The organism is Vibrio sp. CCUG 15886 (assembly GCF_028570825.1).
Lineage (GTDB): Bacteria > Pseudomonadota > Gammaproteobacteria > Enterobacterales > Vibrionaceae > Vibrio > Vibrio vulnificus_B.
This window is the reverse complement of the sequence record NZ_JAQQBT010000015.1, coordinates 32,928-53,964: the sequence shown is the minus strand read 5'-3', so window position 1 is coordinate 53,964 and position 21,037 is coordinate 32,928. Positions and strand designations below refer to the sequence as shown.

24 protein-coding genes and 1 other RNA gene are annotated in these 21,037 nt (G+C 47.6%); 9 read left to right on the top strand and 16 right to left on the bottom strand.

The features are described 5' to 3' along the window. Positions 1–80: 80 nt before the first annotated feature. The 11 genes from acpS to rpoE all read right to left on the bottom strand — a co-directional run bounded on the left by acpS (position 81) and on the right by rpoE (position 9,242). Positions 81–461, bottom strand: coding sequence for a holo-ACP synthase (gene acpS / locus PQQ36_RS18610; RefSeq protein WP_013571115.1), 381 nt, complete (start codon positions 459–461; stop codon positions 81–83). Then, positions 462–1,193 carry a pyridoxine 5'-phosphate synthase gene (gene pdxJ, locus PQQ36_RS18605; protein ID WP_011079503.1) on the bottom strand — a complete coding sequence of 244 codons (732 nt, stop codon included), beginning with the start codon at positions 1,191–1,193 and terminating at the stop codon, positions 462–464. Further along, positions 1,190–1,921, bottom strand: coding sequence for a DNA repair protein RecO (gene recO / locus PQQ36_RS18600; RefSeq protein WP_011151163.1), 732 nt, complete (start codon positions 1,919–1,921; stop codon positions 1,190–1,192). The genes pdxJ and recO overlap by 4 nt, the downstream gene beginning before the upstream one ends. Positions 1,922–2,006: 85 nt before the next feature. Then, complete coding sequence (gene era / locus PQQ36_RS18595) at positions 2,007–2,969, bottom strand: GTPase Era (RefSeq protein WP_011079501.1); 963 nt, start codon at positions 2,967–2,969, stop codon at positions 2,007–2,009. Continuing rightward, positions 2,962–3,639, bottom strand: coding sequence for a ribonuclease III (gene rnc / locus PQQ36_RS18590; protein WP_013571113.1), 678 nt, complete (start codon positions 3,637–3,639; stop codon positions 2,962–2,964). Before rnc ends, era begins: the two co-directional genes overlap by 8 nt. 22 nt (positions 3,640–3,661) lie before the next feature. After that, positions 3,662–4,561, bottom strand: coding sequence for a signal peptidase I (gene lepB / locus PQQ36_RS18585; protein WP_011079499.1), 900 nt, complete (start codon positions 4,559–4,561; stop codon positions 3,662–3,664). 106 nt (positions 4,562–4,667) lie between these two features. Beyond that, entirely contained in the window at positions 4,668–6,461 is a 1,794-nt protein-coding gene (gene lepA, locus PQQ36_RS18580) for a translation elongation factor 4 (RefSeq protein WP_011079498.1), read from the bottom strand. 113 nt (positions 6,462–6,574) lie between these two features. Continuing rightward, entirely contained in the window at positions 6,575–7,045 is a 471-nt protein-coding gene (locus PQQ36_RS18575; RefSeq protein ID WP_011079497.1) for a SoxR reducing system RseC family protein, read from the bottom strand. Further along, on the bottom strand, positions 7,042–8,019 hold the full coding sequence (gene rseB, locus PQQ36_RS18570; protein ID WP_011079496.1) for a sigma-E factor regulatory protein RseB: 978 nt from the start codon (positions 8,017–8,019) through the stop codon (positions 7,042–7,044). The genes PQQ36_RS18575 and rseB overlap by 4 nt, the downstream gene beginning before the upstream one ends. Next, positions 8,016–8,636 (bottom strand): sigma-E factor negative regulatory protein, encoded by a 621-nt coding sequence (locus PQQ36_RS18565; RefSeq protein ID WP_013571110.1) that lies wholly within the window; start codon positions 8,634–8,636, stop codon positions 8,016–8,018. The genes rseB and PQQ36_RS18565 overlap by 4 nt, the downstream gene beginning before the upstream one ends. A 27-nt stretch (positions 8,637–8,663) precedes the next feature. After that, positions 8,664–9,242 (bottom strand): RNA polymerase sigma factor RpoE, encoded by a 579-nt coding sequence (gene rpoE, locus PQQ36_RS18560; protein ID WP_011079494.1) that lies wholly within the window; start codon positions 9,240–9,242, stop codon positions 8,664–8,666. A gap of 350 nt (positions 9,243–9,592) precedes the next feature. Here rpoE and nadB point away from each other — a divergent pair, with 350 nt between their 5' ends. Continuing rightward, positions 9,593–11,200, top strand: a complete 1,608-nt coding sequence (nadB, locus tag PQQ36_RS18555; RefSeq protein ID WP_011079493.1) for an L-aspartate oxidase — start codon at positions 9,593–9,595, stop codon at positions 11,198–11,200. Positions 11,201–11,226: 26 nt separating this feature from the next. On the opposite strand, the gene PQQ36_RS18550 is transcribed toward nadB, so the two are convergent. Next, positions 11,227–11,595: a protein YgfX gene (locus PQQ36_RS18550; RefSeq protein WP_043920939.1), complete on the bottom strand. Its 369-nt coding sequence runs from the start codon at positions 11,593–11,595 to the stop codon at positions 11,227–11,229. A 31-nt stretch (positions 11,596–11,626) separates the two neighbouring features. Then, positions 11,627–11,887: an FAD assembly factor SdhE gene (locus tag PQQ36_RS18545; protein WP_011151170.1), complete on the bottom strand. Its 261-nt coding sequence runs from the start codon at positions 11,885–11,887 to the stop codon at positions 11,627–11,629. Positions 11,888–12,083: 196 nt separating this feature from the next. On the opposite strand from PQQ36_RS18545, the gene ygfZ reads away from it, so the two are divergent. The 3 genes from ygfZ (at position 12,084) to PQQ36_RS18530 (ending at position 14,355) form a co-directional block, all read left to right on the top strand. Continuing rightward, the gene (gene ygfZ, locus PQQ36_RS18540) at positions 12,084–13,058 is read left to right on the top strand and encodes a tRNA-modifying protein YgfZ (protein ID WP_207308092.1); all 975 of its coding nucleotides are present in this window, start codon (positions 12,084–12,086) and stop codon (positions 13,056–13,058) included. After that, a complete protein-coding gene (locus PQQ36_RS18535) occupies positions 13,048–13,560 on the top strand; it encodes an aminoacyl-tRNA deacylase (RefSeq protein WP_273662186.1) in 513 nt (170 codons plus the stop codon). Before ygfZ ends, PQQ36_RS18535 begins: the two co-directional genes overlap by 11 nt. A gap of 588 nt (positions 13,561–14,148) precedes the next feature. Further along, positions 14,149–14,355 (top strand): DUF1107 domain-containing protein, encoded by a 207-nt coding sequence (locus PQQ36_RS18530; protein ID WP_011079489.1) that lies wholly within the window; start codon positions 14,149–14,151, stop codon positions 14,353–14,355. Between the two features lie 81 nt (positions 14,356–14,436). Here the strand turns inward: PQQ36_RS18530 and PQQ36_RS18525 are convergent, their stop codons facing one another. From PQQ36_RS18525 to PQQ36_RS18515, 3 genes are read right to left on the bottom strand one after another with little or no spacing between them, the layout of a single operon-like run. Further along, on the bottom strand, positions 14,437–15,669 hold the full coding sequence (locus PQQ36_RS18525) for an FAD-dependent 2-octaprenylphenol hydroxylase (RefSeq protein WP_273662184.1): 1,233 nt from the start codon (positions 15,667–15,669) through the stop codon (positions 14,437–14,439). 13 nt (positions 15,670–15,682) lie between these two features. Next, positions 15,683–16,858 (bottom strand): 2-octaprenyl-6-methoxyphenyl hydroxylase, encoded by a 1,176-nt coding sequence (ubiH, locus tag PQQ36_RS18520; protein ID WP_039554680.1) that lies wholly within the window; start codon positions 16,856–16,858, stop codon positions 15,683–15,685. A gap of 14 nt (positions 16,859–16,872) precedes the next feature. Further along, on the bottom strand, positions 16,873–17,448 hold the full coding sequence (locus PQQ36_RS18515) for a YecA/YgfB family protein (RefSeq protein ID WP_039554682.1): 576 nt from the start codon (positions 17,446–17,448) through the stop codon (positions 16,873–16,875). 246 nt (positions 17,449–17,694) lie between these two features. Here PQQ36_RS18515 and zapA point away from each other — a divergent pair, with 246 nt between their 5' ends. The 5 genes from zapA (at position 17,695) to serA (ending at position 20,998) form a co-directional block, all read left to right on the top strand. After that, the gene (gene zapA, locus PQQ36_RS18510) at positions 17,695–18,006 is read left to right on the top strand and encodes a cell division protein ZapA (RefSeq protein ID WP_011079485.1); all 312 of its coding nucleotides are present in this window, start codon (positions 17,695–17,697) and stop codon (positions 18,004–18,006) included. 6 nt (positions 18,007–18,012) lie between these two features. Then, positions 18,013–18,197, top strand: a non-coding RNA gene (ssrS, locus tag PQQ36_RS18505) — 6S RNA. A gap of 3 nt (positions 18,198–18,200) precedes the next feature. Further along, a complete protein-coding gene (locus PQQ36_RS18500; RefSeq protein WP_011079484.1) occupies positions 18,201–18,800 on the top strand; it encodes a 5-formyltetrahydrofolate cyclo-ligase in 600 nt (199 codons plus the stop codon). A gap of 52 nt (positions 18,801–18,852) precedes the next feature. Then, the gene (rpiA, locus tag PQQ36_RS18495) at positions 18,853–19,509 is read left to right on the top strand and encodes a ribose-5-phosphate isomerase RpiA (RefSeq protein ID WP_011079483.1); all 657 of its coding nucleotides are present in this window, start codon (positions 18,853–18,855) and stop codon (positions 19,507–19,509) included. Between the two features lie 259 nt (positions 19,510–19,768). After that, entirely contained in the window at positions 19,769–20,998 is a 1,230-nt protein-coding gene (serA, locus tag PQQ36_RS18490) for a phosphoglycerate dehydrogenase (protein WP_273662182.1), read from the top strand. The last annotated feature ends 39 nt before the right edge of the window (positions 20,999–21,037 follow it).

Here is a 21,037-nt window from a genome sequence, read left to right as displayed (position 1 = left end):
GAATTTGTGAAAAGACAGACAAATATGAAAAGTTTATAAAAGCGCCTTATCTCGCTGAAATATCGATAAAGCGCTTCTCATTAAGATTCGAAGATGACCGTTGCGACAGCGTAGTGACGCTCATCGGAAAGAGAAAGGTGGGTGTGGCAAACCCCCATTTGATGGGCCAGTTCTGCCGCTCTACCAGCAAGCTGCAGATAGGGTTTACCATTGCCATCATTCTTGATGGTGAAGTCTTGGAAAGAGACGCCGTGAGCGATCCCGGTTCCTAACGCTTTAGAGGCCGCTTCTTTGGCCGCAAAACGCTTAGCAAGAAAACGCCCTTGCTGTTTTAAGCTGACAAACGTTTCCATTTCTTGCGCAGAGAGGATCCGTTCTGCAAACGCAACACCACTGCGAGCAAGTGCCTTTTCCACTCGCTCGATTTCAGCAATGTCGGTACCCAGTCCAACAATAGCCATTTACTGACGAGCCGCAACCATGATGGCTTTCATGTCCGCTACCGCTTTATGGAGACCATCAAATACCGCACGACCAATGATCGCATGGCCGATGTTCAGCTCGTAAATCTCAGGCAATGCCGCAATTGGTGCCACGTTGTGGTAAGTCAAACCATGACCTGCGTTCACCGTAATACCCAAATCCGCTGCGTAACTTGCGCCTGCAGCAATCTTCTTCAGCTCATCCAATTGGTCGGCTTCTGTCGCGGCATCCGCGTAATGACCCGTATGAAGCTCAATAAAAGGCGCGCCACACGCTTTGGCGGCATCAATTTGTTCACGATCTGCATCAATGAATAGGGAGACTTTAATGCCCGCTGCGGTTAATTTTTCCGTCGCAGCTTTGATTTTGTCTAAATGGCCAGCAACATCTAACCCGCCTTCGGTGGTGAGCTCTTCACGCTTTTCAGGTACCAAGCAAACATATTCAGGTTGCGTTTTGAGGGCAATCTCGATCATTTCATCTGTGACAGCCATTTCTAAATTCATACGCGTTTGCAGGGTTTCACGCAGAATACGAACGTCACGGTCGGTAATGTGGCGACGGTCTTCGCGTAAATGAATGGTAATGCCATCCGCGCCCGCTCGCTCTGCCACTTCTGCGGCATGGACAGGATCAGGATACTTAGTACCGCGGGCATTGCGTAAAGTGGCGACGTGGTCGATGTTAACACCCAGGTAAATTGAACTCATTTTTCCATACTCCGTGTTCGGGGAATCCTCATCTGTATAAACAATTCCCGACTTTTTAAAGGTTTGCCGCCAAGATACGGCTTTAAGGCTATTCGTGTAAAGCGTTTTGCCGCTTGAAGTTGCTCTTTCGTGAGAAAGCGACGCTCACTGATGGCAATCAATTCATTGCCCAAAAACGTCAGGTTGTCACGCCGCACTGACGCAATAAACCCTTTTTGCTCTCGGTAGCGATAAGTCATTTGCGGATCAATCGGCTCGCCAGTGCCAGCACAATGCAAAAAATCCACGCCGTAGCCCATCGCAGCCAGCAACGCGAGCTCAAAACGGCGCAAAGCCGGTTCAGGATTGTCCGCTTGGGCAAGCTCCGTCAAAGCAAATAGATAGTCATGGAACAGTCCCGGCATCGGCACTTCTTGCATTAGAACGCGTCCGATCAGCTCATTCACGTACAATGCAGAATAGAGATTAATGCCCGTCAGAGGCAGGCCTAAGCTGATCGGCTCAGCTTGGCGTAAGGTTTTCATTGCACCTTTGCCAGACCATTTCAGCAGTAAGGGGGTAAACGGTTGGAGTGCCCCTTTTAAATTTGATCGCTTACTGCGTGCCCCTTTCGACATCAAGGTGATGCGACCGAACTCTTCGCTGAATACGTCCAAGATCAGACTGGATTCGCTATAAGGGCGACGATGGAGAACAAAACATCGCTGTAAACCGTCAGGCGCGTTCATGCTGTGCTTCTATTCCACAAAAAATAAGGAGCCACTTAGGCTCCTTAACAAGATACGATCGGAGCGATAACTCTCGCTAACCGAGTTAGAGGTCGTCAATGTAACCCAATGAGCGCAACGCACGTTCATCGTCTGCCCAACCGGATTTCACTTTCACCCAAGTTTCTAGGTAAACCTTGCGACCAAACAGTTCTTCCATATCGAGGCGTGCCTCGCGTCCGATGGTTTTGATTTTCTCACCGCCTTTACCAATCACCATTTTCTTCTGGCCGCTACGCTCAACCAAAATTAACGCGTTGATGTGGAAACCATCGGTTTCCGGGTTGTAGTCAAAACGTTCGATCTCCACGGTCACTGAGTATGGCAGTTCGTCACCGGTAAAACGCATCAGTTTTTCACGTACGATTTCAGACGCCATGAAGCGCTGCGAACGATCCGTCACATACTCTTCAGGGAAATGGTGCACTGCTTTTGGCAAGTGATCGCGAACGTGCTTACGCAGTACATCGATGTTTTTACCCTGTTTAGCAGAAATAGGCACCACATCGACGAAGTTCATCTTCTTCGACATTTCCATCATGTGCTGCATGACTTCATTTCGATCTTGTACGTTGTCGACTTTGTTGACACACAATACGACTGGGAAATTCGCTTTCTGCAGCTTATTGAGCACCATTTCATCGTCGTTGGTCCAGTGGGTACCGTCGACCAAGAAAAACACCAAGTTCACATCACTGAGTGATGAGTTGGCTGCGCGGTTCATCAAACGGTTGATGGCGCGTTTCTCTTCGATGTGCAATCCCGGAGTATCGACGTAAATCGCTTGGTAATCACCATCAGTATCCACACCCATAATGCGGTGACGCGTGGTTTGTGGTTTGCGCGAGGTAATCGAGATTTTCTGACCAAGAATTTTGTTCAGTAGGGTCGATTTGCCCACATTAGGACGACCAACAATGGCGATAAAACCACAGTGCTGGTTTTCGGACGATGTGCTTTTCTTCTCTGTCGAGAAAAACGCATCGATATCAAATTCATTATCAGCCATTGGTTAACTGCTCCAGAGCCAATTCCGCAGCCGCTTGTTCTGCCTTGCGGCGGCTGGTACCTCTACCGACAACGGGCTTATCCATACCCGCGATATCACACTCAACCGTGAATTCCTGATTGTGTGCTTCACCTTTAATATTAGTCACTGTGTAAACAGGCAGCGGTTTTCTTCTGCCTTGCAAGAACTCTTGCAAACGTGTCTTGGGATCTTTCTGTGAAACACCAGGCTTGATGGCTTCCAAACGAGAGGCGTACCAATTGAGTACAATACCGCGCACCACTTCTAGATCGCTATCTAGATAAACGGCACCGATAATGGCTTCAACGGCATCAGCCAGAATCGAATCGCGACGAAAACCGCCACTTTTCAGCTCGCCTGGACCTAATTTTAAGTAATCTCCCAAACCGAATTCACGGCCTAGCTCTGCCAATGTATTACCGCGTACTAACGTCGCTCGCATGCGGCTCATGTCTCCCTCATTCACTTTCGGGAAACGATGATAAAGTTCATCAGCAATGACAAAACTTAAAATTGAATCGCCCAGAAATTCAAGACGTTCATTATGTTTGCTGTTGGCGCTGCGGTGAGTCAGCGCCAAATTGAGCAGCTCGTCATCTTGAAATTGATAGCCGAGCTGTCTGGTTAGTTTCTCAATTGGAGAATTCATACTTTTCCGATAATCATCAAAGTTAGTGAATACCGCCGATGCGGTTAAAACGCACGCCAGTAGGGATCCAAGAAGGCAGTACGCTATCTGAACCACGATCAAACTCGAAGCTGATCCAAATCGCCACGGCCTTACCTACTAGGTTAGCTTCTGGTACAAAGCCCCAGTAACGGCTATCAGCACTGTTGTCACGGTTGTCACCCATCACAAAATACTGACCTTGTGGTACCACCCATTCACTCACACCTGCACGAGGCGCATACGCTTCTACGCGGTCTTGACGCAGTGGGTTAACCAAAATCTGGTGTTTTACTTCGCCCAATTGTTCATCTGTTTGCGTTAGGTTGATGCCGTCTTGAATAAATTCGCTTTCCACAACGTTATTGCGGATCGCCATATGACAGACGCTCTCGCCTTTTGGCTGGATACAGATTTCTTTTTGGCGGTTATAACGCACCGTATCACCAGGCAAGCCGACTACTCGTTTGATGTAGTCAATGTTAGGTGACGGTGGGTATTTGAAGACAACAATATCGCCACGCTCTGGCTTACCCGTTTCCACTAACTGGGTACGCCAAACCGGATCTTTCAGGCCATAAGCGTATTTCTCTACCAGAATAAAATCGCCCACAAGGAGAGTCGGCATCATTGAGCCTGAAGGGATCTGAAACGGTTCATAGATAAACGAGCGTAACACCAAAACAAAGGCGATAACCGGGAAAATAGAGACACTGTTTTCCACCCACCAAGGCTGCATTTTCGCCTTTGCGAGAGTTTGTGCATCTAACCCATTAACCGTTTGACTTTCAATCTCCGCCACTTTTTGTTGGCGTTTCTTGGCCCAAACCAGTTTTTCGAGCAACCAAACCACACCTGTGATCAGCGTGACGATGACCAAAATCAGTGAGAATGTATTCGCCATGGACTTCCCTTATCTAAAAAATACGAAAGTGAAAGAGCCGTAACCCTTTCACTTATTTGGATATCTACCGTCTTATGACTGGTAAGCAAGATGTAAGTTCAAACTGTTAATCTTTACCTACATGGAGAATCGCTAGGAAAGCTTCTTGCGGTAGCTCAACGTTACCGATTTGCTTCATGCGTTTCTTACCTTCTTTCTGCTTCTTCAGTAGTTTCTTCTTACGGCTCACGTCACCACCGTAACACTTCGCTAATACGTTTTTACGTAGCTGTTTTACAGTAGAACGCGCAATAATGTGGTTACCAATTGCGGCTTGAATCGCGATGTCGAACATCTGGCGAGGAATGAATTCTTTCATTTTCTCAACCAATTGACGGCCACGAGTCTGAGACTGATCTTTGTGAGTAATGATCGCCAAAGCATCGACTTTGTCGCCGTTTAGCAACACGTCTACACGCACCATGTTCGACTCTTCAAAACGTTGGAATCCGTAATCAAGCGACGCATAACCACGCGAGGTCGATTTCAAACGGTCGAAGAAATCCAGTACCACTTCCGCCATCGGAATATCGTACGTCAATGCGACTTGGTTGCCGTGGTAAACCATGTCTACCTGAGTACCACGCTTCTCAATACACAAGGTAATCACATTTCCAAGGTAATCCGCTGGCACAAGAATATTACAACGTGCGATTGGCTCACGAATTTCTGCCACGTCATTCACCGCAGGCAATTTCGCTGGGCTATCAACATAGATAGTCTGTTTGCTGGTGGTCAGTACTTCGTAAACTACCGTTGGCGCAGTGGTGATCAGGTCGAGATCGTATTCACGCTCTAAACGCTCTTGAATGATCTCCATGTGCAGCATACCAAGGAAGCCACAACGGAAACCAAAACCAAGCGCTGCCGAGTTCTCTGGCTCGTAGAAAAGTGACGCGTCGTTTAGGCTGAGTTTGCCTAGTGCATCGCGAAACGCCTCATAATCGTCAGAGGAAACAGGGAACAGACCCGCGTATACCTGAGGTTTCACTTTCTTAAAACCAGGCAACGCTTTCTCTGCACCATTTTTCGCCAGAGTTAACGTATCGCCAACAGGTGCGCCAAGAATGTCTTTAATACCACAAACCACCCAGCCTACTTCGCCAGTGTTGAGTTCTGTTGTATCGATCTGTTTTGGTGTAAAGATACCTAAACGGTCTACACCCCAAACTTGGCCCGTACTCATCACTTTGATCTTGTCGTTTTTCTTCAGCTTGCCGTGTTTAATACGCACAAGAGAGACAACGCCAAGGTAGTTGTCAAACCACGAGTCAATGATCAGTGCTTGCAGTGGCGCTTCCGGATCGCCTTCTGGTGCTGGGATCGCGGAAACAATCTTCTCTAGCACATCATCAACGCCAAGACCGGTTTTGGCTGAACAGCGAACCGCATCAATCGCATCGATACCAACGATGTCTTCAATCTCTTCCGCCACACGCTCAGGCTCTGCCGCCGGAAGGTCAATCTTGTTTAGGATTGGAACGACTTCCAAATCCATTTCAATTGCGGTGTAACAGTTTGCAAGCGTTTGAGCTTCAACACCCTGACCTGCATCCACCACCAACAAAGCACCTTCACACGCGGCCAGCGAGCGCGATACTTCGTAAGAAAAGTCAACGTGTCCCGGAGTATCGATAAAGTTAAGCTGGTAAGTTTCACCATCTTGGGCTTTATAGTCGAGGGTCACACTCTGCGCTTTAATGGTAATTCCACGCTCACGCTCTAACTCCATGGAGTCTAGAACTTGTTCTGCCATTTCACGGTCGCTCAATCCACCACAAACTTGGATTAAACGGTCTGATAGGGTCGATTTGCCGTGGTCAATATGGGCGATAATCGAAAAATTACGAATGTGCTTCATAGATTTGGGGTGACTAAACTCTGTTATTCTGGGACATAGAAACGCCGCTCATTGGCGGCATTTCAGTTAAGTTGGCAGATTCTACCCAATTTCAACTCTGGGCGCATCATAATTTAGGCGATAGGTTCACCAAACACTCTCATCAACTCGACCTGAGCAGCACTTTTCTGCTCAAGCGGCTGAGCCAGTTTTTTGGCTAAGAGGATGCCGATAAACGCAAAAAGCATCGAGGTCAGTACTACCGCCCCCTCTCCCATCTCTAACCATGGAGAAAGCACCAGATGGCCAAACAAAGCCCCCAGCAACATCGCAACGATAGGCAGCAGATAAACCAACATCGCCGATTGAAGAAGGCTTTGCTCTGGAATACCTATTTCAACCACTTGACCAACGTGAAGTCGTCGCTGAGTCTCTAAATGCCAAAGTAAACTTTTGTTACCAAACGCTTTACTGACAACCCCTGTTCCGCAGCTTTTTTGTGAAGAACAACTGCTGCAACTGGTTTGCTGCTCACAACTCAACGCCACCTCAAACCCATGGTCATTCGGTGTCACTTGGGTGACGGTGGCGAGTGCAGTCATCATTGCGGTTTTGCCTTATTCTGATTAAGTTCAGCCGTGAAGGTGACCGATTGAGCGATACGCTGCGCAGTGGCTGGCGGAATATCTCCCACCACAGAGATTTCATGCTCACCCACCACCACACTATGCAAAGTACGGCGGCCTTGACGTACCAATTGGCCTTTCAACGAATGATCGTCTTTCTCTGCGACATAAACAGAGAAACTAAACAAGCCATCAGTGAAAAGCTGGCTTTCCACCATTTGATCTGTCAATGCCAAGCGATAACGGCTTAGGTCGTTGGCAACAAATCCTTCCGGAGTCCATGACACACGCCAGTTGCTCTTCTCCACTTCCCCTTTCGGTAAAGTCAGAACAGCAGGTAGCTGCACATCTTCAAGACCACTCATTAGGTCGGCAATTTTCTGATTCACGGTGTATGTAATGGCACGATACTGCTCAATCACCTCACCGTCACGATCCACTAGGTCGGCGCGTAAAGGCAGCTTGCTCTGCTCATCAATCCAAACCACGTAGGAATAACGTAACCCATCTTTCGGCACAATACGGATCACTTGCGTAGGAGAGCCGGCTTCACGTGCTCGGCCGACTTGCACGTAATCATAAAACTTGTGCAGTTGATCAATGTCACTGCCTAACATAGGCATGACCGGGGCAACCATTTCTCCGGCTTGAATGGTAAACGGCTCCACACCAGGTTCTATATAGCTGACTTCATGGCCACGTTTAATCACTTCGCGTACCGGGCCACTAAGATAAATCAAATGCGCATACTGCTGCGCTTCTTTACTGGCATGACGATACAGTAAAGGCTCTATGCTGTTTTTCTTGATAAGAATATAAGCTAACTCGTAGCTCAAATTTTGGCTGGCTTCGCTCATTTGATGCAATAAAGCCTCCGCCGGCTTATCGCTGGCAAAGGCTTGGGGAGTCATCACACTGAACAGAGCACAGACACTGAACAGGAATTTCTTCATTCAATTTCCGATGTAGATTGCTCACCTGCAATATGAGATGAGTCACTATTTAATCTTAGCTGGAGCTCATAATCACGTAACATAGCATGAACGCGTTTACGCTGCTCTTGAATTGACGATTCGCTCATCGATTTTTCGACCGATTCACGCGTCAAACTCACTGGCTCAGCACTGCCGGCAAACGGAATTGTCTGCAACACAGGTAATTGATCCGCTTGAGGCGCCGCGGGATCACTGCCACCGTATTGTTGCACGCCAAGGATGACCGCAAGGGACACACACGCCGCAACCGCGACTTGGCCAAACTGAGACAACCACGCTGGTAACTGCCTTCTTGCCTGTTGTGGCAAAGGTTGTGACTCTGGAGGCATCTGAGTAAGCTCAATGACTTTTTGCTGATGTAAACTGTGCGCGGGTTCGTTTTCCAACGCTAATGCGACACTTTCAGCAATATTCCACTCGGGCTGTTGCGGTGCTTCACCACGCATAACATCACCGATTAAGTGGTAATTGCGCCAAGAGGCCAAAACGTCATCGTCTTGAGCGATCTCTTTGATCAAAGCCTTATCGACAATTTCGCCATCCATGAGCGCCGAAAGCTTTTCTTTGTCAGCCATTCTAATTCACCATTGTTGTTACTGGTACTAGCGTTGCAAAAGAGGTTGAATTTTCTTTTCCACCGCCTCACGAGCACGGAAGATACGCGAACGTACCGTTCCTACAGGGCAATCCATTACTTCTGCAATTTCCTCATAGCTCAAGCCATCAAGCTCTCGTAGAGTCATTGCTGTTTTTAAATCTTCTGGTAACGCATTGATCGCACTAAAAACCACTTGCTTCAACTCATTGGACAACGTGAGGTTCTCAGGGTTCGAAATTTCTTTCAAAGCGTTACCTGTCTCATATAATTCAGCTTCATCAGCATCCACATCACTGGCGGGTGGCCTACGGCTCTGGGCAACAATGTGGTTTTTCGCCGTATTCACTGCGATGCGATACAACCAAGTATAGAAGGCGCTTTCGCCACGAAAACTTGGAATAGCTCGGTAAGCTTTAATAAAAGCCTCCTGCGCTACATCAGGGACATCACCAGGATTACTAACGTATCGGGAAATAAGATTGCAGACTTTGTTTTGGTACTTCACCACCAAAAGATTGAATGCTTGCTTATCGCCACTCTGAACTCGCTCAATCAATACTTGATCGGTCAACTGCTCGTTCATTCGAGCGGATACTCCTATTCGTTATGCTCCACATATCTCAGATATGGGCAATAATTATGCAAAATGTAGTATTGACACCACTGCTTACTTGAGCACTATTGTGACTCGCGCCAATCAAGAAAGTTCCCACTTAAGTGAAATTTTTTGTCAATTATTGAGGCGCAATGTGATGTAATAAACACTCTCTGTCGCTGATTTTGGAGGGATGGAGTGAGAAAAGCAATGGCATTAATCTCAGATTGCCTTTCTAGCCGATGTAAATCGGCGTTTTTGCGTGTACTGGAAGCACATGATGTGCGGATTTATACAAAGTGAACTCATTCACTTTAGACCGGGATTTTGAAAATTTTATGAACGCAAACCGTGAACATGAATGTGATGTGTTAGTGGTGGGCAGCGGAGCTGCTGGCTTGTCGTTGGCCTTGCGCGTCGCCAATCACTGCAAAGTTATCGTGTTAAGTAAAGGACCTCGTAGCGAGGGAGCAACCTACTATGCTCAAGGTGGTATCGCTGCGGTATTCGATGAATCAGACAGTATTGAGTCACACGTTCAAGACACTCTGATCGCCGGAGACGGCATCTGTGAAGAAGCAACTGTGAAGTTTATCGCTGAAAACGCCAAAGAGTGTGTGCAATGGTTGATTGATGGCGGTGTGCCCTTTGATCGTGAAGAGGACGACTCTGACGACGAACCGCGTTATCACTTAACCCGCGAAGGCGGCCATAGCCATCGCCGTATTTTGCACGCAGCCGATGCCACAGGCATGGCGATGCAAACCTCGCTGCAAGATAACGCTCACAACCATCCTAATATTCATGTTTTAGAGCGTCATAATGCCCTCGACCTGATCACCGAAGACAAAATTGGCGGCGATAAAAATAAAGTGATCGGCGCGTATGTCTGGAACCGAAACCAAGAGCATGTGGAAACCGTTAAGGCGAAGTTTGTCGTGCTCGCGACCGGCGGCGCATCAAAAGTTTATCAGTACACCTCCAATCCAGATGTTTCTTCTGGTGATGGTATTGCGATAGCTTGGCGCGCAGGATGTCGCGTGGCCAATATGGAATTTAACCAATTCCACCCAACCTGTTTATACCACCCAGAAGCTCGCAACTTCCTCCTGACAGAAGCATTACGTGGTGAAGGCGCCTATTTACGTCGTCCGGATGGTTCACGCTTCATGCCCGATTTTGACCCGCGTGAAGAGCTGGCTCCTCGTGATGTCGTGGCACGAGCAATTGACTTCGAAATGAAACGTCTTGGCGCTGACTGCATGTACCTTGATATCAGCCACAAACCCGCTGAATTCATTACCAAACACTTCCCAATGATCCACTCACGTCTGATGGATTTGGGCATTGATATGACCAAAGAGCCGATCCCCATCGTTCCGGCCGCACATTACACCTGTGGCGGTGTGATGGTCGATACCAACGGGCAAACAGATTTGCACAATCTCTATGCCATCGGCGAAGTGAGCTACACTGGCCTACACGGAGCAAACCGTATGGCTTCAAATTCCTTGCTGGAGTGTGTGGTCTATGCATGGGCGGCGGCAAAAGACATTTTGAAAAAACACAAACAAGTCGACTTAGCCTCCAGCTTACCAAGCTGGGACGAAAGCCAAGTGACCTGCAGTGATGAAGAAGTGATCATCCAACACAACTGGCATGAGCTGCGACTGTTTATGTGGGATTACATGGGTATTGTACGCACTGACAAGCGCCTTGAGCGTGCACTGCGTCGCATTCAAATGTTGCAACAAGAGACGCATGAATACTACAGTAACTTCCGCGTATCCAATAACTTATTGGAGTTGCGTAACTTACTGCAAGTCGCGGAGCTGATGGTACGTTGTGCGATGCAAAGGAAAGAGAGCCGCGGTTTACACTACACACTCGATTACCCTGAGCAACTTGAAAACAGTGGCCCGACGATTTTGCGCCCAGAAGAGTAAACCACTTTTATCGCTGTTCATCTTTTTTATGACTTGGGGAACGAATTCAGTTCCCCTTTTTGTTGCCACTGTTTTAGCACAATCATCAACTGTCGATAATCCGAATCCTGACAGCTATCTCGCCAAATCAAATAGCGCCGCCCATTGGCCAGCTTTATTGAAACAAACCACCAATAAAACAACAAACTCAATGAGTGGATATGCTCAACCTGCCGTTGATATTTAATGGCCCCAGAAGCGTTTACCGACACAGCTCCTTGCCATGCGGGATAACAGAAACCATGTATGGTTTGAAATTGATAGAGGGGGTAAAACAGGGCGACTACGACAACAAGCGGAAAGGGAGAAAAAAGTAACGCCCAGATGATGCTGATAGCAATCAAGCCATCAACCATCCGAGCGCCACGAGAGTCATTGAGATTAAGGTTAACGAACCTTACTGAGGTTGTGTGCGACAATTTTATCTACCATTGACGCATGACCAAGATTCTCACTTCGTCCATGCCCCATCACCCAAGTAAACAAATCGGGATCATCGCACTCCAATAAAGAGACAAAATCACGTTGTTCTTGTTCACTGAGCTTATCAAAACACTCTTCAAAGAAAGGCATAACAACCACGTCCAACTCCAACATGCCACGGCGACATGCCCAGCGGATACGTGCTTTTTCTTCTGTAGTGTACATCGGCTATTCCCCACCAAAGTATTTATAATTTAGCGCGGAGTGTAACAAGGCTACTGATTTGCCACTAGTAGATATGTCACAAACTGAGTAGCAATCGCATCTCAACAAAGGGAAGTCCCTACATTTCCTCTGCTGACAAATGGTCACTTGCAGATTAACATATCTCAATAAATCGACTTTATGGATAGCGAATAACATGCAATCGACTCAACCAATCCAACGATGCACACTTGGCAGCCAACAAGCGTTACCAGAGCTCGCCGTCAGCTTATTAGATAATCTTGGTCTGATTACCATGACAGGTAACGATAAAAAATCGTACCTTCAAGGTCAGGTGACTTGCGACGTCGTTTCTTTAGAAGCGGATCAAGTGACTTGGGGCGGCCACTGCGATGCAAAAGGCAAGCTGTGGAGTGCCTTTCGTCTGTTTCATTACGCCGATGGCTATGCAATGTTGCAAGATAAGTCAGCCATTGACGTGGAGTTGCGTGAACTCAAAAAATACGCCGTCTTTGCCAAGGTTGAAATCCATGTTAGCGATGCCATCTTGCTGGGCGTTTGCGGTGTACAGGCGGAACAAGCCATCGCGAAACTGACCAACAATGCAGAGGCGGCAGTGGCAACCTTTGCCCAAGGGACAGCGGTAAAGATCTCACCACAGCGCTGGTTATTGGTCGTAGATGCAAACCAACAAGATGAAGTGCTTGCCATGTTGGCGACAGCACCGTTGTGTGACCACGCTCTTTGGGATCTTTACGATATCCTAGAAGTCTCTCCACGCATCCCTGCTTTTGCCCAAAATGAGCACATTCCTCAAGCCGTAAATTTGCAGGCGGTGAATGGCATTAGCTTTAAAAAGGGCTGCTACACAGGCCAAGAGACCGTTGCACGAGCCAAATATCGTGGTATCAACAAGCGAGCTCTGTATCGACTCTCTGGCGCCATAGAACCATCAGCACCAGAGACAACGATCAGCTTGGAACGCAGTGTGGGTGATAACTGGCGCGCGGCTGGTGAAGCGTTGGTGAGTTATCACTTTGATGATGGGCGCGCGACCGGACTCTTTGTGCTACCAAATGATCTGGAGCCCGAGACGCAATTTCGCCTAGCAGGTCAAAGTGAGCAATTGTGGCAACGAGAGCCCCTACCGTATTCCCTCGATGACGAATAGTGATTTGTCCACAGCATTGACCCGCTACCTTGATGAGCAACAGATACCTTATCATCTGTTGCCTCATCAAACGCCAGCCACCACCATCGAAGACGCAGCCAAACAGCGGGGGATTCGTCCTGCGCAAATGGTCAAATGCATTTTGCTGCGTGATATGAGTGATCGCTATGTACTGACGTGTGCACCAGGCGATCGCGCTGTTGATCCGAAAAAAGTCAGAGCATTAATGGATTATCGGCGCATGACCTGTGTTGACAGTTCGCAAATTTATGCAATTACAGGATATCAACTGGGCACCGTGACTCCCCTGTTACTGAAAACCCCTATGCCAATTGTCTTTGACCATGCACTCCAAGCGGAGTCGATGGTCACCATCAGCAGCGGAAACAATATGGCAGGAGTGGCTTTATCGTTAACAAGCCTAGCTCAACTCAGCACCCCCATCTGGGCTGACATTTGTCGTTCTAGTGAGCTAGGCACATTCCCAACCCACCAAAAGTAATCGATTGCGCTCACAATTTGTGATCAACTTCAAATCAACAGAAAAATCTCAATAGAATTTTTAGTCACATTAAAAACATAAATAGTCACAGCGATTATTTTAGGATAACCTGAATTTGTTGATTGACCGCTCAATGAGCGTTCAGTTGACCCAAGTGAATCCACTGACCTTAGTCAGGAAATCCACTTTTGTGTAATGCATCTGTGACTATTCGCCCGCTGTTGCGGGCTTTTTTTTAGGCTCCAACCTATTCGAGTGAATCTTTTCCCCATAAATAGCCACCTCATAGTGCGTAACAAATAATTACCAACTATTCTTATTCTTGTAACAAAACTATTGCTTAATGCGTCACGTAAAACATGAGTGACCATGATTCGAAAAGAGACAGATAACGTTAAGGTTCCGTTTGCATGACCATTTTGAGCTTAACCTCACTAAATTGAGGGCAATTATGGGGAAATTTGTCTAGCTCAGCACAATTATCTAAACACGAAAGACTTAGCTCTATTTTAATCCAGAGATGTCACACATTTAAGTCACAGTAACTGTTAGACTAGCGGAGCTGATTGAGAAAAAAGGAAAGTAAGTATGAGACTGTTTAAGCGCTATACACCAGGTATGATTGCTAAACACGTGAGTCGACTATTTAAGGGAAGAATTTACATTTACGGCGTAGGAAAATTTGAGTTTGATAATGGTAAATTGATCCTGCCAGCAAAAGCTGAGCAAAAGCATTTTCAAACCGTGAAAGAAGTCAATCAGGAGATCATGAAGCTGCGCTGTGCCTACGCTTAATTGTCTTGTCGATAAAACAAGATAACCCACTGAATTCAAAAAAAGAAAGGGCTGAAAATCAGCCCTTTCTTTTTATTCTCACTATGAGCGAATCAGCTCTGGTTGACGACGTTTCGCCAACTCAGGAAGCTCGCCATCCAATCCCAACGCACGTCTCATGATTTGCTCTTTAGCACCCGGAAGGTGTCCTGCCATTGTCAAACCAACGCCACGTAAGAACTTTTTCAACGGATTATAGCCGGCAAACAACTCTCGAAAACCTTGCATCGCGGCAATCATTTGCGCCGCTTCCGCTTTACGCCAACGTTCAAAACGACGCAGGTTGCGCTTGGTACCAATGTCTTCACCACGTTGCCAAAGCGCGAGGATCTCTTGCGCCAGACTGGCAGCGTCGAGCAAGCCCAGGTTCACACCTTGCCCCGCCAACGGATGGATTGTGTGTGCAGCGTCACCAATCAGAGCGACACGCTCTTTGACAAAATCTCGAGCAAAACGCATTTTCAGTGGAACGCTAAAACGCTCCCCAACCACTTCGCACAGTCCCAAACGCATATCAAATTCGGCACTCAGCGCCTTATTGAACTCACTGTCTGACATCGCCATCAAACTCGTTGCGCGCAATGATTCAGTCGACCACACAATCGAGGTCATGTTCTCTTCAGACATTGGCAGGAAGGCCAAAGGTCCTTGAGGAGTAAAAATTTGACGTGCAACTGAGCAATGTGGCTCGACAGTGCGAACATTGGCTACGATCGCAGAATGGCCATAATCCCAATGAGTTAGCGGGATATCCTGCTGACGTCGAACCCAAGAATTGGCGCCATCAGCACCAACCACCAATTTGGCCGTGAGCGCCTGACCATTGTCGAGCGACAACCACACTTCGCTCTCTCCTACACTCATCGATTGACACTGACAAGGCATCAGCACCATCACATTATCCAGCTTGTTAACCTGCTCCAAAAGTGCCAGTTGAATGACGCGATTTTCAACAATATGGCCAAGATCCGGCTGTGCCATCGCATCCGCACTAAAGTCAATGTGGCCAAAACTGTCTTGATCCCACACTTCCATCGCCACATAAGGAGAGGCTCGTTTTTCCACAATGGATTGCCAAGCACCCAGATTTTTTAAGATATGTTCGCTGGAACGACTGAGCGCGGAAACTCTCACATCCGGTAGTTCATTCATTTGCAGATTTGGAGCCTGCCCTTCAATCACTGCAACACGCAAATCACTGTCTTTAAATGCCGCGGCCAGTGCCAGTCCCACCATGCCACCGCCAACGATCGCCACATCCACACTTTGTATCATTTTGTTTTACTCGCTATCGGCTCACCAGACCTAATGTCTGGCGTAATAGTGGCTGTTTCAGCCCAGAAAGATTATCCATCATCACTAGCCCGAGGTTGCGAGCCACTCTGAGTGCAAGGTAATCATTAGAGAAAAGGTGTACCAAACTGGTCGTCATCCAAATGGTGTTCTGTCGGTCACCACAACGGCGCTGCTTAAAGCGCATAAGAGAAGAATACGCCCCAACATCATCAAGCTGCTTGGTGATCTCTTCTGCCAGTGAGGCCACATCGCGAATGCCAAGATTAAACCCTTGTCCTGCAATCGGATGTAAGGTTTGCGCCGCGTTACCTACCACAGCAAAGCGATGAGAGATGTTCTGCTCTCGATGACGTAATATCAGCGGATAACTCGCTCGCATACCCACTTTTTGCATTTGACCTAACCGCCAACCAAACTCTTGCTGCAAACGTGCCAAAAATTGCTCTTCAGAAAGCAACATCACCTGCTCAGCTAAATCCGGAGGCAGACACCACACCAAAGACATGCGATTGTCAGACATCGGCAGCAACGCGACTGGACCATGCTCAGTAAAGCGTTCAAACGCACGCCCACGATGCGCCTGTTCTGTCACAACATTAGCAATGACAGCGGTTTGTTCAAAATCATGCTGCGCAAGGGGCATGCCCAGTTGCTGGCAACAGTTGGAGACAGCCCCATCAGCGGCCACCAGCAGTTTTGCCTGCAGCGTTTCTCCATTATTCAAATGCACCGCAACGCTATCCGTGAATCGCTCAACGCGTTCCACTGCGTCAGGGGTGTAGAGGGAAATGGACTCACAACGCTGCAATAACGACTGATAGATGCTCCCAACATCCGCCAGCTCCACCACATAACCCAGTGCGTCAACGCCAACTTGTTGCGCGGAAATATCGGTCATTGCCAGATGAGAGCGATCAGAAACGTGAATATCCGTAATCGGCGTGGCACAAGGCGCTATCGATGACCAGAGTTGGAAACGACGCAAAATATCAACGGTGCCATATGAGAGTGCTATTGAGCGAGAATCGAACCCCGGGTGACTGGTATCAACCTGATAAGGTTCGACAACCGCGACGTTCAATTTATTATCCGTCAGGTGCGAAAGTGCCAAAGCGAGCGTCGCCCCAGCCATTGCTCCGCCTGCAATTACAACATCATATTGCGTCATTTCCGCCCCTAAGATTAATGAATGGTCGGGGTTTCAGAGGAAGACGTTTTGGCGCCAAACTCTGCATGAATCAGCAACGTACACGCTTTAACATGTTCAATAACTTGTTCCAGCAGCTCTGCCTGCTCTTGCAAATCGTCGTCTTCATCAACACCGAGACGAGCCATCTCTTCGAGATCCGCCAGTGCTTCTTTCGCCTCTTCTGACGCCTTGTTGAGCGCTGCTCCCGCTAAGCCCAAGCCAGAAATATAATGATTAACCCAATCAGAAAGGGCATCCGCCAACGCAAAAATGGCTTCTTCACCTTCTGCGTTTGGCAACAACAGGTTTAACACCATTTCATCACTGGTTAACTGAGCTGAAGTCACGTTAAACAACGCTTGCGCCTGTTCCAACGCCGCACTCGGCCAACCCATGCCATCATTGGTATAATCAAACAACATTGGCTGCCAACTTTGATCTTGCTGTGACAAACCACCACTGATCATGCCTGCAAGTAATCCATGCAGCTCCGCTGGAGTTACCGCCAGAGTGGCCATTTTCATTTCATCAGCAACGACTTGGTAGCTTGGAAGTTGATTTTTACTCATTGTCTTTCTTCATAGTGATCATCTGTGGGGAGTAATCCTACCATTTAGCGCCTTGAGCGAAAACGATGATAAACGCGTTTTCTGCATAGCAAATGAGCAAATTGTCCAATAACTGACTTCTTGTTGTCACATTTATCTCAAGACGTTGTGAAATGCTTGAATCTTGATAGCGCTTTACCTATAGTTTGTTCCTCAGTCGTTGTTGAGTACAGCATCTCAGTTCGCGCGTTATAGAGTTAATCCATCATGAGCAACCAAGCGGTAGACGTTGAAATTCTTGGCAAAATCACCCGTGTTAACTGTCCTCCAGGGCAGGAAGAGGCGTTGGTCGCAGCTGCTCAAGATCTCGATGCCCGTTTGAAAGAGATGAGCGAACGTACTAAGGTAACTAATGAGATCCAGTTACTGACTTTCGCAGCACTGAACATCTGTTACGAGCTCAACAGCAAGAGCAGTGCGAGCAATGAACAGCAACAACTGATGGTAGAGCGAATGGAACAGCTCACCGATTCGCTTGATAAAGCGCTAATGAAAGTCACGCAAGGATCGGCGCAATAACAGCATTTTACCCTGGAGTGTTTGTCAGCCGGATTAAAGTCCCTGAGCCGATAAGCAACACCAAAGGGTTGGTACTTGATCGCTATTGAGCAAGCTTGGCCCGTACCGAGAAGCCTACGGTAATCATTGCCGATCCGCCTTGAACCAGCTGGTTCAAGGGCCACAATCCGCGACGGCACTCTGGGGTATCCTCTATGCAAAATCTTTCCCGGCAAGACATCCGTACACTTATCCGCCAAAGACGCAATCAATTATGCAGTGATACTCAATATCAAGCTGCGCTGGATTTGACAGCCCACTTTGCCCAGCTCGATGAACTCACTGACGCGCAACACATCGCCCTCTATCTTTCTGCTGACGGAGAGCTCGATACCAAACCGTTGATTGAATGGCTTTGGGAACTGGGTAAGCAAGTGTATCTCCCAGTCATCCATCCTTTTTCCAAAGGGCAGCTTCTTTTTCTGCACTACCATCGCCACACCGATTTGATCTACAACCGCTACGGTATCCTTGAGCCCAAGCTTGATAAACGTCATATCATCCCACTCGCAGAGCTTGATTTAATTTGTACGCCACTGGTCGCCTTTGACAGCACAGGGCAAAGGCTCGGTATGGGAGGCGGCTACTATGACCGCACCTTAGAGCGTTGGTTTCGCACTGGCTTAGGTGCCAAGCCTATCGGTATCGCCCATGATTGCCAGCATGTTGAGCAGCTACCTTGCGAAGTTTGGGATATTCCTTTGCCTAAGATCGTGACCCCAAGCCAAATCTGGCAATGGGAAAACGACGTTTAACTCGTTATAATCGCGCGGCACGAACTATCCTTCATCAATTCAGGAGATGAGCATGACTCAAGATGAAATGAAAAAAGCCGCTGGTTGGGCAGCGCTCAAATATGTGGAAAAAGGCAGCATTGTTGGCGTAGGAACAGGCTCAACGGTTAATCACTTCATCGATGCTCTTGGAACCATGAGTGAAGAGATCAAAGGTGCGGTATCCAGCTCTGTTGCATCAACAGAGAAACTTGAAGCGCTAGGTATTAAAATTTTCGACTGCAATGAAGTTGCCTCTTTAGACATTTATGTTGATGGCGCGGACGAAATCAACGCCGATCGTGAAATGATCAAAGGTGGTGGCGCGGCGCTCACTCGCGAGAAGATCGTTGCGGCGATTGCGGACAAGTTTATCTGTATCGTTGATGGCACAAAGGCTGTCGATGTTCTTGGGACTTTCCCTCTTCCTGTTGAAGTCATCCCAATGGCTCGCTCATACGTTGCGCGTCAATTGGTTAAACTTGGTGGTGATCCTTGTTACCGCGAAGGAGTGATTACTGACAACGGTAACGTCATCCTTGATGTTTACGGTATGAAGATCACCAATCCAAAACAGCTGGAAGATCAGATCAACGGCATCCCAGGTGTCGTCACTGTCGGCCTATTTGCTCATCGCGGTGCTGACGTGGTCATCACCGGCACTCCAGAAGGCGCCAAAATTGAGGAATAAATAGCTGGTTTTGCGCTATTTTCCGTTATTTGATTACAGACGGCGCCCAAGGGCGCCGTTTTTTATGACTTTCTTGAAGAAAATTATCTCTTATTCCGTAATTTTCTTACCCAAAACAAAAATTTTTTGTTACTTTATTGAGCAGAAGACGCACAAGGAAACGTTTGTCCTCCGCCAAAACTGTTAATTTCACTGCTCTTAACGATTTTGTTTAACGTGCGCCAAATTAGCCCACCTTTCCATTTTAAGGACGAAAACAATGGCCAAAGTTTCACTGGAAAAAGAGAAAATAAAAATCTTACTTCTTGAAGGCCTCCACCCTTCTTCGGTAGAAGTGCTACAAACGGCAGGTTACACCAATATCGAGTACCACAAGGGTTCCTTGTCGGATGCGGATCTTCTAGAAGCGGTTAAAGATGCGCACTTCATCGGTATTCGCTCTCGCACCAACTTAACCGAAGAAGTCATTAACGCAGCGCAAAAACTGGTTGCGATTGGCTGCTTCTGTATTGGCACCAACCAAGTGGATCTGAATGCGGCGGCAAAACGTGGTATTCCTGTGTTTAATGCCCCATTCTCTAACACGCGAAGCGTAGCGGAATTAGTGTTGGGTCAAATCCTGCTGTTACTTCGTGGTATTCCAGAAAAAAATGCCTTGGCACACCGTGGTATTTGGAAAAAGAGTGCCGACAATTCTTACGAAGCTCGTGGTAAGCGTCTTGGTATTATTGGTTACGGCCATATCGGTACTCAGCTCGGTATTATTGCTGAAAACTTGGGTATGCGTGTTTACTTCTACGACATTGAAAACAAACTGTCATTGGGCAACGCAACGCAAGTGCACACAATGAGTGAACTACTCAACAAGTGTGACGTAATTTCTTTACACGTACCTGAGACTCCAGACACGAAAAACATGATGGGCACAGAAGAGTTTGCGCGCATGAAGCCAGGATCTATCTTCATTAACGCGGCACGTGGCACCGTTGTGGATATCGAAGCGCTTTGCCATTCACTCGAATCAGGTCATATTGCTGGTGCAGCAATCGATGTGTTCCCGGTAGAACCTGCAACCAACGCAGATCCTTTCGAGTCGCCATTGCAAAAATTCGACAACGTGATTCTTACTCCACACGTTGGAGGGTCAACTCAAGAAGCACAAGAGAACATTGGTGTTGAAGTCGCAGGCAAATTAGCGAAGTATTCAGACAACGGCTCAACGCTGTCTAGCGTTAATTTCCCTGAAGTGTCACTGCCAGAACATCGCAGCTGTTCACGCTTGCTGCACATTCACCAAAACCGCCCGGGCATTCTGACGCAAATCAACACCATTTTTGCTGAAGAAGGGATCAACATTGCTGGTCAGTACCTACAAACATCCGCTGATATTGGTTACGTGGTGATTGACGTCGAAACTGAGCGTTCTGAAGAAGCATTAGTGAAATTGAAAGGCATCGAAGGCACCATCCGCTCTCGTATCCTTCACTAAATCACACAGACAATAAAGGGCAGGTTATCCTGCCCTTTG

Bases quoted from the DNA above. Each gene is read 5' to 3' on its own strand.
- PQQ36_RS18565 (WP_013571110.1), bottom strand. From the start codon at position 8,636: ATGGCTGACAAAGAAAAGCTTTCGGCGCTCATGGATGGCGAAATTGTC.
- PQQ36_RS18500 (WP_011079484.1), top strand. From the start codon at position 18,201: ATGCAAAATCTTTCCCGGCAAGACATCCGTACACTTATCCGCCAAAGA.
- era (WP_011079501.1), bottom strand. From the start codon at position 2,969: ATGGCTGATAATGAATTTGATATCGATGCGTTTTTCTCGACAGAGAAG.
- serA (WP_273662182.1), top strand. From the start codon at position 19,769: ATGGCCAAAGTTTCACTGGAAAAAGAGAAAATAAAAATCTTACTTCTT.
- lepA (WP_011079498.1), bottom strand. From the start codon at position 6,461: ATGAAGCACATTCGTAATTTTTCGATTATCGCCCATATTGACCACGGC.
- PQQ36_RS18545 (WP_011151170.1), bottom strand. From the start codon at position 11,887: ATGTACACTACAGAAGAAAAAGCACGTATCCGCTGGGCATGTCGCCGT.
- nadB (WP_011079493.1), top strand. From the start codon at position 9,593: ATGAACGCAAACCGTGAACATGAATGTGATGTGTTAGTGGTGGGCAGC.
- PQQ36_RS18525 (WP_273662184.1), bottom strand. From the start codon at position 15,669: ATGATACAAAGTGTGGATGTGGCGATCGTTGGCGGTGGCATGGTGGGA.
- rpoE (WP_011079494.1), bottom strand. From the start codon at position 9,242: ATGAACGAGCAGTTGACCGATCAAGTATTGATTGAGCGAGTTCAGAGT.
- PQQ36_RS18550 (WP_043920939.1), bottom strand. From the start codon at position 11,595: ATGGTTGATGGCTTGATTGCTATCAGCATCATCTGGGCGTTACTTTTT.
- zapA (WP_011079485.1), top strand. From the start codon at position 17,695: ATGAGCAACCAAGCGGTAGACGTTGAAATTCTTGGCAAAATCACCCGT.
- PQQ36_RS18515 (WP_039554682.1), bottom strand. From the start codon at position 17,448: ATGAGTAAAAATCAACTTCCAAGCTACCAAGTCGTTGCTGATGAAATG.
- rpiA (WP_011079483.1), top strand. From the start codon at position 18,853: ATGACTCAAGATGAAATGAAAAAAGCCGCTGGTTGGGCAGCGCTCAAA.
- PQQ36_RS18530 (WP_011079489.1), top strand. From the start codon at position 14,149: ATGAGACTGTTTAAGCGCTATACACCAGGTATGATTGCTAAACACGTG.
- PQQ36_RS18575 (WP_011079497.1), bottom strand. From the start codon at position 7,045: ATGATGACTGCACTCGCCACCGTCACCCAAGTGACACCGAATGACCAT.
- rseB (WP_011079496.1), bottom strand. From the start codon at position 8,019: ATGAAGAAATTCCTGTTCAGTGTCTGTGCTCTGTTCAGTGTGATGACT.
- ygfZ (WP_207308092.1), top strand. From the start codon at position 12,084: ATGCAATCGACTCAACCAATCCAACGATGCACACTTGGCAGCCAACAA.
- ubiH (WP_039554680.1), bottom strand. From the start codon at position 16,858: ATGACGCAATATGATGTTGTAATTGCAGGCGGAGCAATGGCTGGGGCG.
- PQQ36_RS18535 (WP_273662186.1), top strand. From the start codon at position 13,048: ATGACGAATAGTGATTTGTCCACAGCATTGACCCGCTACCTTGATGAG.
- pdxJ (WP_011079503.1), bottom strand. From the start codon at position 1,193: ATGAGTTCAATTTACCTGGGTGTTAACATCGACCACGTCGCCACTTTA.
- lepB (WP_011079499.1), bottom strand. From the start codon at position 4,561: ATGGCGAATACATTCTCACTGATTTTGGTCATCGTCACGCTGATCACA.
- acpS (WP_013571115.1), bottom strand. From the start codon at position 461: ATGGCTATTGTTGGACTGGGTACCGACATTGCTGAAATCGAGCGAGTG.
- rnc (WP_013571113.1), bottom strand. From the start codon at position 3,639: ATGAATTCTCCAATTGAGAAACTAACCAGACAGCTCGGCTATCAATTT.
- recO (WP_011151163.1), bottom strand. From the start codon at position 1,921: ATGAACGCGCCTGACGGTTTACAGCGATGTTTTGTTCTCCATCGTCGC.